13 protein-coding genes are annotated in these 12,339 nt (G+C 54.5%); 1 reads left to right on the top strand and 12 read right to left on the bottom strand.

Features of this window, described 5'->3' with window-relative positions; translation table 11 throughout:
- Positions 1–77 precede the first annotated feature (77 nt).
- The 4 genes from AC1MDE_RS00945 to AC1MDE_RS00930 all read right to left on the bottom strand — a co-directional run bounded on the left by AC1MDE_RS00945 (position 78) and on the right by AC1MDE_RS00930 (position 4,223).
- A complete protein-coding gene (locus AC1MDE_RS00945) occupies positions 78–1,328 on the bottom strand; it encodes a flavin-containing monooxygenase (protein ID WP_480344124.1) in 1,251 nt (416 codons plus the stop codon).
- Positions 1,329–1,452: 124 nt separating this feature from the next.
- Positions 1,453–2,271, bottom strand: a complete 819-nt coding sequence (locus AC1MDE_RS00940; protein ID WP_058961378.1) for an ABC transporter permease — start codon at positions 2,269–2,271, stop codon at positions 1,453–1,455.
- 1 nt (position 2,272) lies between these two features.
- Positions 2,273–3,127, bottom strand: a complete 855-nt coding sequence (locus AC1MDE_RS00935; protein ID WP_058961377.1) for an ABC transporter permease — start codon at positions 3,125–3,127, stop codon at positions 2,273–2,275.
- 64 nt (positions 3,128–3,191) lie between these two features.
- Positions 3,192–4,223 carry an ABC transporter substrate-binding protein gene (locus AC1MDE_RS00930; RefSeq protein WP_058961376.1) on the bottom strand — a complete coding sequence of 344 codons (1,032 nt, stop codon included), beginning with the start codon at positions 4,221–4,223 and terminating at the stop codon, positions 3,192–3,194.
- Positions 4,224–4,567: 344 nt separating this feature from the next.
- Here AC1MDE_RS00930 and AC1MDE_RS00925 point away from each other — a divergent pair, with 344 nt between their 5' ends.
- Positions 4,568–5,530, top strand: a complete 963-nt coding sequence (locus tag AC1MDE_RS00925) for a LysR family transcriptional regulator (protein WP_045815580.1) — start codon at positions 4,568–4,570, stop codon at positions 5,528–5,530.
- A 6-nt stretch (positions 5,531–5,536) separates the two neighbouring features.
- Here the strand turns inward: AC1MDE_RS00925 and AC1MDE_RS00920 are convergent, their stop codons facing one another.
- From AC1MDE_RS00920 to AC1MDE_RS00885, 8 genes are all read right to left on the bottom strand, one after another.
- Positions 5,537–6,466, bottom strand: a complete 930-nt coding sequence (locus AC1MDE_RS00920; protein ID WP_058961375.1) for a 2-hydroxyacid dehydrogenase — start codon at positions 6,464–6,466, stop codon at positions 5,537–5,539.
- Positions 6,463–6,912 (bottom strand): type II 3-dehydroquinate dehydratase, encoded by a 450-nt coding sequence (locus AC1MDE_RS00915; RefSeq protein ID WP_058961374.1) that lies wholly within the window; start codon positions 6,910–6,912, stop codon positions 6,463–6,465. Before AC1MDE_RS00915 ends, AC1MDE_RS00920 begins: the two co-directional genes overlap by 4 nt.
- 12 nt (positions 6,913–6,924) lie before the next feature.
- Positions 6,925–7,539 carry a glutathione S-transferase gene (locus tag AC1MDE_RS00910; RefSeq protein ID WP_058961373.1) on the bottom strand — a complete coding sequence of 205 codons (615 nt, stop codon included), beginning with the start codon at positions 7,537–7,539 and terminating at the stop codon, positions 6,925–6,927.
- Complete coding sequence (locus AC1MDE_RS00905; protein WP_480344123.1) at positions 7,536–8,531, bottom strand: NAD(P)H-quinone oxidoreductase; 996 nt, start codon at positions 8,529–8,531, stop codon at positions 7,536–7,538. Before AC1MDE_RS00905 ends, AC1MDE_RS00910 begins: the two co-directional genes overlap by 4 nt.
- Before the next feature lie 3 nt (positions 8,532–8,534).
- Complete coding sequence (locus AC1MDE_RS00900; RefSeq protein ID WP_166934642.1) at positions 8,535–9,683, bottom strand: ABC transporter ATP-binding protein; 1,149 nt, start codon at positions 9,681–9,683, stop codon at positions 8,535–8,537.
- Positions 9,684–9,913: 230 nt separating this feature from the next.
- Positions 9,914–11,065 (bottom strand): acetylornithine deacetylase, encoded by a 1,152-nt coding sequence (gene argE / locus AC1MDE_RS00895; protein ID WP_480344122.1) that lies wholly within the window; start codon positions 11,063–11,065, stop codon positions 9,914–9,916.
- A gap of 14 nt (positions 11,066–11,079) precedes the next feature.
- Positions 11,080–11,754 carry a DUF1028 domain-containing protein gene (locus AC1MDE_RS00890; protein WP_480344121.1) on the bottom strand — a complete coding sequence of 225 codons (675 nt, stop codon included), beginning with the start codon at positions 11,752–11,754 and terminating at the stop codon, positions 11,080–11,082.
- A 2-nt stretch (positions 11,755–11,756) separates the two neighbouring features.
- Entirely contained in the window at positions 11,757–12,191 is a 435-nt protein-coding gene (locus AC1MDE_RS00885) for a RidA family protein (RefSeq protein WP_045815588.1), read from the bottom strand.
- Positions 12,192–12,339: the final 148 nt, after the last annotated feature.

Below are 12,339 nucleotides of genomic sequence, written 5' to 3'. Positions count from 1 at the left end.
TTTCCACCTGATAAAAAAGCGGCTAAACAAAATAACATTTAGCCGCCTGCGATCACGCAAATACACACACAGATAACTTACGATTTCTCGTAGTCGGTATAGGCATTCTGTAGCACGATATGATCGGCAATATATTTTGCATCGTGCCACACGCCATAAATAAAGGAGGAGGCGCGATTCACCAGATTCGGTAAACCAAGGAAATAAATACCCCGCTCCGCTGAAATACCACGTTTATGGAAAGGCACGCCTTTCTCATCAAATGCATCCGCCTGCAACCAGCTAAAATCAAATTTAAAACCTGTCGCCCAGATAATAGAGGTGATACCGGCCTCGGCCAGGTTTAATTGCGTTAAAGGATTAATCAGGCAGTCTGGATCGGGTAATAACGCCCAGGCTTGTGGCTCCAGCGGCAGATCCAGACCGTTACGATCGATATAAGCATCGGCATCACGTAGTACGTCGAAATAAGCTTTATCACCTTCTGCAATATTCTCAGCCAAGCCATCAGCAAAGCTCAACACGCCGTTATCCCATTTCTGAGTAATACCCACCAGGGTAATGCCCATATGAGCCAGACGACGAAAATCAACCGTTTTACCGCCTTCATAGCCGCTCACGGCAAAGGCAACGTGCTGTTTTTTCGGCTTGATTTTCACTTCATCCCACAAGCCTAAAGCACCCAGCCACCAGCAGTAATCTCGGTCACGATAAGAGCGTGGTGGACGATAATGTTCGCCGACCGACAGATAGACTTTGCGGCCCGTTTTACCCAGCTCTTCAGCGATTTGTGAGCCTGACGCGCCCGCGCCCACCACCAGCACGCCGCCTTCTGGCAACTGCTGCGGGTTCTTATAGGAAGAGGAATGAATTTGATGCAGGTTGGCACTGTCCGGCACGATTTGCGGGAATGAAGGCTTCTGGAACGGCCCTGTTGCCGCCACCACATTATCTGCTTCAAATTCTCCAATAGAGGTCAGCACTTTGAAGCCGCTACGTCCCGGCAGACGTTCAACCTGATGCACTTCAACGCCAGTGCGCACCGGCGCATTGAGCATTTTGGCATAATCTTCGAAATATTGAGCCATGCGCTCTTTAGGAGGAAAAGCTTCCTGAGAAATATTATCGAATTTCATTGAAGGAAAACGATCGTGCCAGGCGGGGCCATTGGCGACCAGTGAATCCCAACGCTCTGAACGCCAGCGCTCTGCAATGCGGTTACGCTCAAATACAATATGCGGGACACCCATCAATGAAAGATGTTCACTCATTGCAATGCCCGCCTGACCTGCACCGACAATTACGGTATTAATTTTTTCTACTGACATGTGGAATCCCTAAATAGATTTTAACGCGATGGGTTATTCATCATCGTAATCATTGTTCGTGTTAACGCTAAGCAAGCATTTTTAATTCAGCGCTTCGGTAAAACCAAAGCGCACAGATTCATGATTAGTGGCGGGCTTCAACGTTTAATATCTTCCCAAGGCCCAAAAACTTATTCGCAATAATCAGCATGGCTGCCGTTACCGCAATATAAATCACTGACAGCGCGGCCAGCGTTGGGTCGGCAAATTCACGCACATAGTTGTACATGGCGACCGGCAAGGTCTGTGTTGCCTGGGTGGTAATAAACAGCGACGCGGTAAATTCATTAAAAGAGAGAATCGCAGCAAACATCCAGCCACCAAACAGGCCCGGTAAAATCAACGGCACCGTAATGGTCCACACCACCCGCAGTGGCGAAGCACCCAGACTGGCTGCCGCCATTTCAATACGCTGTTCGAGGTTCTTGAGCGAAACGTAGACGCTGCGCAATACAAATGGCAGCACCAGCACAATATGGCAGAAAATCACCAGCGGATAGCCGCGCCCGAGGCCCAGCTGTGAGACCAGCATCAGCAGTCCTAAACCGATAGTGAAATGCGGGATAAACAGTGGCGACAGTAAAATGCCTTCCAGCACGCGCTTACACGGAAAGGAATAGCGCTCAATGGCAATCGCCAGCGTTGCACCAATGATCACTGCCAGCGAAGATGCCCACGCGGTGACGATCAGTCCGGAATAAAAGCCGTGACGAAAATCATCGTAATTCACCGCACGCTCGAACCAGCGCAGCGACCAGCCTTTGGGCGGGAAAAACAGGACCGCAGTGCTGCTGAACGAAGAGATAAACACCACAATGGTGGGCAGCATGACAAAAATGAGGATGGCGGCCACCAGCAAACGTCCGGCCAGCGTCACCAGTTTATCGTTCATCGAACGGGTCATATTAATGTTCTCCCATAGCGTGCAGGAAGCGGGTCAGGCGTTTCAATGTCATCAGCAGCAGGATGGTCAGAATCAAGCCGGCAATACTCAGCGCGGCGGCAAACGGGAAGTTCATTGACGAGAAACCAAGCTGATACACCATGGTTGCCACGGTGCTTACGCGTCCGCCACCAATCAACTGCGGCGTGGCGAAAGCACTAAAGGTCCAGGCAAATGCCGTGGTCAGACTGGCCACGATACCTGGGATCGATAGTGGAATCGTCACCGTCAATAAGGTACGAACGGGTCCGGCACCGAGACTGGTTGCTGCTTTTTCATAGTCAGGGTTGATATGTGACAGCGCAGTGGCCAGCATCAGCACCATGATCGGCATGGTGACGTGCACCAGTGCTACCACCACGCCGCTCTGGGTGAACATAAACTGAATCGGTTTTGAGATGATGCCGAGTGCCAGCAGCAGGCTGTTCAGGAAGCCACTGTTTCCCAACACGATAATCCACGAGTAGGTACGCACCACTTCACCGAGAAACAGCGGCGTAATCGCGATAATCAGAATCGTCGATTTGATCCAAGTGGTGCGCGTGCGCACCAGCGCATAGGCCAATGGGTAACTCATCAGCAGGCCAAAGATGGCAGTTTTGGCACTTAACATCACCGTGTTAATAAAAGCATCGGCGTAAATGCTTTTCAGCAGTCCGTTAAAGTTAGCCAGGGTAAATCCGCCCACGTCGAGCGAACCGGGAATATAAGCCCGCACGCTAAACTGCATCACCGCGAACATGGCCACAACCAGTCCGAGTGCTGTCAGTGTGGCGGGAATAATGAACCAGGGTAAGAATGTCGGTTTTCTCGTCATAGACGTTGCTGCCTGAATAAAGTGTTGCTTGTGGGCGGCCTGGTGGCCGCCCGTGATGAACCAATCAGTGAGACATGATGTTTTCAGAGAACCACTGGCGCCATTCGGCTGTTTTCTCGGCACGCAGTTGTGGATCGGTGTTGATGGTGGCATTCCACTGCGCTGGCGTGGTCAACATGCCAGGCAATTTCGCCAGTTCTGGATCGATATGCGCGTTGGTCACCGTTGGGCTGCCACGATAGATTTTCGCCACCTGCTCCTGAATTTCCGGTTTCAGCGCGATATTCATAAACTTGTAGGCCAGATCGGCGTGTTTGGTCCCTTTGTTGATGCCCACGGTGTCCACACCCAAAATGGCACCCTCTTTCGGTATCGCCAGTTTGATGTTCACCCCTTCGGCCATCATGCTGTAGGCATTCATCGACAGCATCACCTGCACTGGTGTTTCACCGGTGGAGATCAACTGCTGGCTGTTGGCGTCATCGGTATAGAAGGATTTGATGTTCGGAATCAGCGCTTTCATCTTCGCTTCGCCCTGCTGCCAGTGTGCGGCATCAGCCCCGGAGAGTTTGGCGGAAACGGCAATGATATGGCTTGGGTCCCAATCTGGCAGGGCCAGCGTGCCCTTCAGCTCTGGTTTCCACAGGTCATTCCAGCTGGTGAAGGTTTCACCTTTCGGTACCAGATCCGGGCGATAGCCGATGGTATAGACATAGCCCCACACGCCGAGGTGATACGGGCTGACCTTCGCCTGCTCAACCAGATTCACCGCGTTAGGAATTTTGCTCATATCGAGCTTTTCAAACAGGCCGCTGTTGGCATACAGATAGCCGACGTGCGCGGTGGTAAAGGTCACATCCGTCTCCGGTGTGCCACCCGCCAGCTTGGCTTTGTTCAAACGATCAATGGTGCCGCCGGTGACAAACTGCACCTCGACGCCGGTTTCTTTGGTGAACTCTTTGGCGATGGTTTCATCAATCAGGTCTTTAAAGCTGCCGCCCCAGGTGCTGACAATCAGCTTGTCGGCGGCCATTGCATTACCTGCAGTTAATACACTCGTCGTCAGCAACGTTAAGGCAAAAATCTTACGCAACATATTCTCGTCCCCAATGAATGAAATGGCTGTAACAGCAATGTGAAACGCGATGCACCAAAACAGTGCTATCGGACTCTTCTGGTGTTGCTGGGATAATGCCGTCGCGAGGTGATTCGGTAAAACAGCCTTTTCCTCGCCCTTGCATCAGAATTTCTGAGGCTAAAAAGGACGCTGCTTTACAACGGATTTTCTTAACCAGTGATGAGGCAGAAGCGAATGGGCGTGACAGAGCGGTCAGGCGATTATGCTGTTAACCGGCCTCTGGCATGATTAATGCAGGGTCATCGGGACTATTAGAATGACTGGCGCGACATGATCGCGTCGGCGATCCCAAAAGAATCTGCATGCTCAGTCGCATCACCCAGCGTCAGCTGGAATACTTTGTCGCGTCAGGTGAGGCCGGAAGCATTATTGGTGCCTCGGAACGTATTCACGTTTCATCACCGTCGATTTCCGCAGCTATTACACATATTGAATCTGAGCTGGGGGTGCAGCTGTTTGTCCGCCACCATGCTCAGGGCGTCTCCCTGACGGCTATTGGTCATCAAGTGTTAAAAGAGGCCAAGCTGATTCTGGATCAGATGAACAATCTCTATACCATCGCCTCTGAGTCACTCAACAACGTGCGTGGTCCTCTGCGTGTGGGCTGTCTGGATACGCTGGCACCGATGCTGACGCCGGAACTGGTGTTTGGCTTTGGTCGCGCATTTCCTGGCGTACGTATCACCCTCGTCGAAGGCAACCACGAGCAATTGCTGAAGCAATTACGCTCGGCAGATATCGACATCGCCCTCACTTATGATTTAGTGCCGGCCAATGACGTGGCGTTTAAATCCCTGGCGCAGTTGCCGCCGTATGTGATGGTGGGCGAACATCATCCATTGGCGACACAATCGGCGGTAACCATTCAGGACCTGGCAACGATGCCGATGGTGTTGCTGGATATGCCATGGAGCCGCGAATATTTCCTCGGCCTGTTCAGTGAAGCGGGTGTGGCGCCGAATGTGGTGATGCGCTCGAGCAATATGGAAGTGGTGCGCGCCATGGTGGCCAACGGCGTCGGATTTGGCATTGCCAACGTGCGCCCGAAAGCGCACCTGTCACAGGATGGCAAACGGCTGATCCGCGTGCGTCTGGCAGGCGTGAACAAGCCGATGCAACTCGGCTATGCCACCATGGCTAACACCCAGCAATCCATGGTGGTGAACGCCTTTGCCGAACGTTGCCAGATGTTCATCTCCGATCAATACATTCCGGGCATGGCAGCCCCGAGCTATTTCGACCCGCAAGTGGTGCGCGTGGCCTGAACCCGCTTAGTAACCGCGTTCCGGGAACACCTGATTGGATACCGCTTCCCCTCGCGCAGCACGCTGAATATTTTCAGCAACCTGTAACGCTGCGCTGGCCGGAATGGCGACCGAGGCCAGATGGGGGGTAATTAACACATTCTCCATACGCCACAGCGGATCTTCCGGCGGCAACGGTTCGCGGTCAAACACATCCAGCGTGGCTTGGGCAATATCTCCCGATTGCAGCGCGCAGGTCAGCGCAGCCTGATCAACAATCGCGCCGCGAGACACATTAATAAAAGCCGCCCCCTTTGGCAGTTGCGCCAGCCGTTGTTGGCTGAGCAAACCGGTGGTACTCGGCGTTAATGGCAACATCACGACCAAAATGTCGCTCTGATTGAGGAAATCATCCAGCGATGCCAGCCCGCTGCTGCATTCAATACCGGCAATGGTTTTTTGTGAGCGTGACCAGCCGCGCACAGCAAACCCCTGCCGTGCTAATTCCTGCGCCGCAAAAGCCCCCAACTCTCCCAAACCCATCACGCCAACCCGTACGCTTGATGGCACCCGAGGATGAAGGTAGTGCCAGCGCCGCTGGCGTTGCGCCCGTTCAAATGCCGGGATGTCGCGCGCATAGCGCAGCACCGCGAACAGCACATAGCCAGCCATCATCCTGGCCATATCAGGATCGGACAGGCGGATAATCGGGATATCCGGCAGGTCATCGCGACCTACCAGCGAATCAACACCCGCACCGAGATTCACCAACAGCTTAAGATTGCGGTACGGGGCAAAAAAACCGTGCGGCGGTTTCCACGCCAGCGCGAAATGCACGTCATTGGCGTCCAAAACCTCCTCTGCTCGGCAAATTGTGACACCGGGGAGATGTGGGGCCAGCAGTGCTGACCACTCGGAGAAACTGTCAAACTCGCTGTAAAACACCAGAGTTGTCATGCCACATCCGCCTTAATTAGCGTAACCACCGCATCAATGGCCAGTTCGTAGCCCAACACGCCGAGTCCAGCAATCACACCGGTTGCCGCTTTTGACACCATGGAGTGATGGCGGAACGGCTCACGCTTCCAGATATTGCTCATGTGCGCTTCGATGATCGGGCCATCAAACATCAGCAATGCATCCAGAATTGGCACTGAGCTGTAGGTCAAACCGGCGGCATTGATGATCAGCCCAGCGGCGTTTTGTCGCGCTTCCTGAATCCAGTCGACCAGTACGCCCTCATGGTTACTTTGACGAAAGTGCAATTCCACGCCATGTGATGCTGCGCGGCGCTGGCAACGTTCACCGATGCTGACAAAACTTTCGCTGCCGTAGGTGCCGTTTTTATCCAGGCCGTACAAATTGGCATTGGGTCCATTCAGAAAATAGATTTGCTGTGACATGAAAACTCCTGATTAAACGTGCGGACGCGTTGCGGCCATTGCCGGATGAGCATCAAAACCGGCGAACCATGCGGCAGTCAGCGGATAGCTATCACGCCAGTTAAGCGTTGCGAAACGAAAATCGAGATAGCCCAGTGCACAGCCAATCGCAATCAAACCAATATCATCAGGCTGCGGGCTGAATTGCGAAACCTGTCGTTCGATTTCTGCCAGAGCGGCGGTGACTTTTTTTAACTGCGCGTCGGCCCAGTTTTGCCACTGTTTCTCTTCCGGACGCGCGCTAAATTCATAGCGTGCCAATAAAGCGGCATCGATTAAGCCATCGCCCAATGACTGTCTTGTCAGGCTTTGCCAGCGTGCATCCCCGGTTGCGGGGAACAGCGCGCCTTGTGACAGCGTGTTCAGATATTCACAAATGACGCGGCTGTCATACAGACAAAGTCCATGATGGGTTCGCAATGCGGGCACTTTCGCCAGAGGATTAAATGCCGCGATGCGTTCATCCCGTTCGACAGGATGTGCCGCCGAATCCAGCCACGCGATCGCGTCAGCTAACCCCAGCACCTGCGCACAGACCATGACTTTACGCACATACGCCGAGGTGCTGGCGTAGAAGAGTTGCATCATGACGCCACCTGCAGCAGAACTTTGCCAATGTTGGCGTTGGCTTCAAGAATGCGATGGGCGTCGGCGGCCTGTGCCAGCGGTAGTGTCGTATGAATGATCGGGGAAATCTTTCCGCTCGCCATCAGTGGCAACAGGTGTTTGCTGATGTTTTGCGCCAGCCGTGCTTTCTCTGCGGCGCTTTTGGGACGCAAGGTGGATGACGTCAGGCTTAACCCTTTGCGCATCACCAGCTGTAAGTCGAGCTCAACTTTCGCCCCCTGCATAAACGACAAACTCACGTGGCGTCCGCCTGGTGCCAGAGCGCTGAGGTTGCGCGCCACGTAATCGCCGCCTACGTTATCCAGCACCACATCCACACCGCGGCCCTGGGTTTCATCCTCAATAACGGAAACAAAGTCTTCGTGATGTCGGTCAATGGCACGACAAACACCGAGTTGCTGTAGCGCGGCGATTTTATCGGCACCGCCTGCGGTGGCGAATACCTTTGCTCCGCACGCCTGAGCGCATTGAATCGCAAAGGTCCCGACGCCGCTGGCAGCACCATGGATGAATACCGTTTCCCCCGGTTGCAGACGGCCCAGCTCAAACAGGTTATGCCAGACGGTAAATGCGGCTTCCGGCACGCCAGCGGCATGATCCAGCGGCAAGGTATGCGGGACGATCAGGCAGAGTTCGGCACGCGCGACACAATAGTCGGCGTATCCGCCACCGTTGAGTAACGCCATGACGGCGCTCCCGACCGCCGGGTATTCGACCCCCGCGCCGAGTGCGACCACGGTGCCTGAGACTTCCAGCCCGAGAATATCGGTGGTGCCTGGCGGTAGCGGCATACCGTTACGCTGCATAATATCCGGGCGATTAACGCCGGCACAGCTGACGCGAATCAACACTTCTCCAGCCGCCGGTTGCGGCACTGGACGGCTGACTGATGCCAGTACTTCAGGACCGCCGGGCTGGCGTGCTATTACGGCGTTCATCATTTCAGGTAACATCGATTATCCTTGCTTCGCCGCGCTAAACGCACAAACACCTTCATCATCAACGCTCACGCCCACCACACTGCCAACCGGCCAGCGAGTCAGGGAATCGAGTCCCGATTGGCGCGCAAATAACGCCGCGCTGCCCAATGCTGGTGCATCAAGATGTACATCCACATGATCACCCTGGAAAACATGGGTAATCACCGTGGCACTGAACAGGGAGTGGGGGCTCAGCGGTGCCAGTTGCAGGTTTTCTGGGCGCATGTAGACATCAAGACGTTCGCCCACATGGGCATTTACTCGCTCTGCCGGCAGGCGCAGTTTATTGCCACCTAGCTCAATAACGGCGGTGCTGTCGCGGCCAGCGTAATGGCCTGGCAAGATATTCACATCGCCGACAAATCCCGCGACAAAAGGATCCTGCGGACGGCGATAGATGTCATCCGGGGTACCAATCTGGCGAACGTGTCCAGCAGACATCACCACTACCCGGTCACTCATGCTCAGCGCTTCGCCCTGATCGTGGGTGACAAATACCGTGGTGACGCCGAGTTTGCGCTGAATAGCTTTTAACTCAACCTGCATCGATAAACGCAGATTTTTATCGAGTGCGGAAAACGGCTCATCCAGCAGCAGCACTTTCGGGCGAATCACCAGAGCGCGCGCCAGGGCAACACGCTGCTGCTGCCCACCAGAAAGTTCACGCGGCTTACGCTGACCGTAGCCCGCCAGTTTAACCAGCGCTAATGCCTGTTCTACACGCTCAGCGATTTCCGCCTTGGGCACACCGCGCATACGCAAACCATAGCCAACATTCTTCTCCACGGTCATATGCGGGAACAGTGCGTAGTTCTGGAAGACGATACCGATTTCACGCTGGTAAGGAGGGATCTCGGTGACCAGATCGCCATCAATAAAGATCTCGCCGCCATCTGCTTCGGCAAAGCCTGCCATCAGGTTTAACAGTGTGGTTTTGCCACAGCCTGATGGGCCGAGCAGCGTAATAAACTCACCCTCTTCGATGGTTAATGAAATTTTGTGTAGCGCTATGGCATCGCCAAAGCGTTTAAGTACGCCATCCAGTTGCACGGCAACGTTGGCTTTGTGGGCTACAGGATGCAGCACATCGGGCTGCGGGAACGGGGTGACTTCTGCACTGACCATGGACTCTCCAGAAACGGGCTATCTTTGCTTACCACCAGCATACGGTGAATGCGTGCATCATGCGGTTAGTGCTTCCTGAAGCTGGTGTTTGGAAAAGTTAAAGCAGGCAAATTGGCTGGGCGCGGCCTGATAACCGCGCCCTTCAGCCTGGTGTGTGATTGATGAAAACAAGAACGAGATAACTGAAGGGTGCGGCTCAATAAGCACGTGCAATGAGTGACAATGTCACTTCATAGACACATCCACTCCGCTAACCGCCGCAACATGGCATCGCAGGCGGTCAGCTGTTCCAGGCTGATAAACTCATCGGGTTTGTGCCCTTGCGCCATACTGCCAGGACCGCAGATCACACATGGGATACCAGCCTGATGGAACAAGCCGCCCTCGGTGCCAAAGGCCACCGTGCTAAAGCTGTCGGTACCGGTCAGGTGCGCAATCAAACGCGCTGCGGGACTCTCCGCGTCAGTATATAAACCGGGATAGCCACTGATAGATGTGAAACGAATCGACGTGTCGCGATTGACGGCCTGCATAAGGGGCAACAGGTCGCGCTGTGCGTAACGCTCCAGTTCGTCGGCTACCCGTTGCGCATCATCTTTGGGTAAGGTGCGAACTTCAAAATCAAAACTACATTCTGCAGGCACAATATTCAGCGCCCGCCCGCCCTGAATCACGCCGGTTTGCACGGTGGTATAAGGCGGATCAAAACGCGCATCCTGATTTTCCGCAGCAGCCAGTCGCTCACCCATCTCGGTTAGTCGATGAATCAATTTCGCTGCGTACTCGATAGCATTCACGCCTTGTGGCGCATAAGCAGAGTGGCACGCCGCGCCCTGCACTTCACATCGCATGCCCAGTTTGCCTTTGTGGCCTAAAACCGGTTGCAGCTCGGTGGGTTCGCCGATGAGGCAAATGTCCGGCTTTTCCGGGCGCTGCGCTAACGCATCCAGCAAGGTTCTGACGCCGAGGCAACCCACTTCTTCGTCATAAGAGATCGCCAGATGCAGCGGCTGAGTGAGAGGTTGTGCCAGAAAATGCGGTACGGCCGACAGCATACAGGCGATAAATCCCTTCATATCCGCGGTGCCGCGCCCGTAGAGTTTGCCGTCATGCTCGGTCAGCGCAAAAGGCGGAACGCTCCACGCTTGCCCATCTACAGGCACCACATCGCTGTGCCCTGAGAGCATCACGCCGCCCTTGCCTGCGGGACCGAGCCTGGCATAAAGATTGGCTTTGCTGCGCTCAGCGTTATGAATCAGTTCGCAGTTCACACCCAGATCGGTCAGATAGCGCCAGACAAAATCGATCAGCGCCAGATTGGACTCACGGCTGGTGGTATCAAAGGCCACCAACTGAGCCAGTAACGTACGGCTGGTCACCATAGAAGCTCCTTGCATCACTCGTCGCCGGGTACGCCATAGCTGGGGGCTTTGGTGGGATCCAATGCGCGGATCACGTAATCCTGCATCTGAGGCTGATAAGCCTGCCACAGGGTGTTGAGCTCCTCGATGGGATCGGCCTCGGTCCAGTCAACGCGCAGATCAACAATAGGCCAGACTGGTTCAGCTATTATCGACAGCGCAGCCGAATGTACTGGCCCGGCCTCACCTCCCGCCTTCATACCTGCCTGCATGGCACAGATCAGGCGATCGGCGAGGTGCCCCTCGCTCCGCTCAAAGGCGTTTACCATCGCGACGATTACCTCGGGATTGGCGAGTAAATTTCCTGCCGCCACGCAATCCACACCACTCAGCGCATGGTTCACTCCCAAGGTTTTTTCTCCGCTGAAGCAGGCACTTTGCCCATCAGCCGCCAGCACGGTGACCTGGCGATATTGATGATATTCGTCAGACGCCAGCCCGGCGGCTAAGGCGGCCTGAGCAGATTTTCCCTGCTGCAACTGGTCAAGAATGCGCGGGCCCAGCGCCGGTAAGGTGATGTTCTGTGTGGAAACGGCGCCCACCTGGGTGCGTAACCAAGGGCAGCGCGCGCCGACGGCAATACTGGATGAGCTAATGGCGATACCCATACGACCGGTCTCGGCACAGCGTCCTACAATTGATAACGTCATGATCAGGCTCCTGCTTGTGGCTGCCAGTCGTCCGGGATAACCGCGATTACATCAATTTCCATCAGCCACTGCGGCTGACCCAGCCCTGAAATCACCAGTCCGGTTGAGATCGGATACACACCCTTCAGCCATTTACCCACGACCTGATAAACCGGCTCACGATAACGCGGGTCAATAATATAGGTGGTGGTTTTGACGATGTGTGACAGGTCGCTGCCCGCCTCTTCCAGCAGCTGCTTGACGTTTTTCATCGCCTGATCGGCCTGTGCAGCCGGATCGCCAAGCCCAATCAGATTGCCCTCGAAGTCAGTGCCAATCTGACCGCGTACGTAAACGGTATTCCCGGCACGCACAGCCTGGCAAAGATCGTTGTCGAGGTTTTGGTTAGGGTACGTTTCTTTGGTGTTGAATTTGCGGATGCGTGTATGTGTGCTCATGTCTGCCTGCGGAGATGAATGGATGTCCCGCAAGGTATACCGCGCGACGCGCAGCAGACAAAACAGCATTAACCGAGGTGTTGGTTAAGTAAATCCTAACCCGTTTATTTCGTTATGCAGGCAGGCATCTGCCATCAATAATTTGAGG

The organism is Pantoea folii (assembly GCF_056678875.1).
Note: the sequence above shows the minus strand (reverse complement) of the source record. Positions and strands in the feature narration are given on the sequence as shown.

Bases quoted from the DNA above. Each gene is read 5' to 3' on its own strand.
- AC1MDE_RS00945 (WP_480344124.1), bottom strand. From the start codon at position 1,328: ATGTCAGTAGAAAAAATTAATACCGTAATTGTCGGTGCAGGTCAGGCG.
- AC1MDE_RS00900 (WP_166934642.1), bottom strand. From the start codon at position 9,683: ATGGTCAGTGCAGAAGTCACCCCGTTCCCGCAGCCCGATGTGCTGCAT.
- AC1MDE_RS00910 (WP_058961373.1), bottom strand. From the start codon at position 7,539: ATGATGCAACTCTTCTACGCCAGCACCTCGGCGTATGTGCGTAAAGTC.
- AC1MDE_RS00890 (WP_480344121.1), bottom strand. From the start codon at position 11,754: ATGACGTTATCAATTGTAGGACGCTGTGCCGAGACCGGTCGTATGGGT.
- AC1MDE_RS00925 (WP_045815580.1), top strand. From the start codon at position 4,568: ATGCTCAGTCGCATCACCCAGCGTCAGCTGGAATACTTTGTCGCGTCA.
- AC1MDE_RS00920 (WP_058961375.1), bottom strand. From the start codon at position 6,466: ATGACAACTCTGGTGTTTTACAGCGAGTTTGACAGTTTCTCCGAGTGG.
- argE (WP_480344122.1), bottom strand. From the start codon at position 11,065: ATGGTGACCAGCCGTACGTTACTGGCTCAGTTGGTGGCCTTTGATACC.
- AC1MDE_RS00940 (WP_058961378.1), bottom strand. From the start codon at position 2,271: ATGACCCGTTCGATGAACGATAAACTGGTGACGCTGGCCGGACGTTTG.
- AC1MDE_RS00915 (WP_058961374.1), bottom strand. From the start codon at position 6,912: ATGTCACAGCAAATCTATTTTCTGAATGGACCCAATGCCAATTTGTAC.
- AC1MDE_RS00930 (WP_058961376.1), bottom strand. From the start codon at position 4,223: ATGTTGCGTAAGATTTTTGCCTTAACGTTGCTGACGACGAGTGTATTA.
- AC1MDE_RS00935 (WP_058961377.1), bottom strand. From the start codon at position 3,127: ATGACGAGAAAACCGACATTCTTACCCTGGTTCATTATTCCCGCCACA.
- AC1MDE_RS00885 (WP_045815588.1), bottom strand. From the start codon at position 12,191: ATGAGCACACATACACGCATCCGCAAATTCAACACCAAAGAAACGTAC.
- AC1MDE_RS00905 (WP_480344123.1), bottom strand. From the start codon at position 8,531: ATGTTACCTGAAATGATGAACGCCGTAATAGCACGCCAGCCCGGCGGT.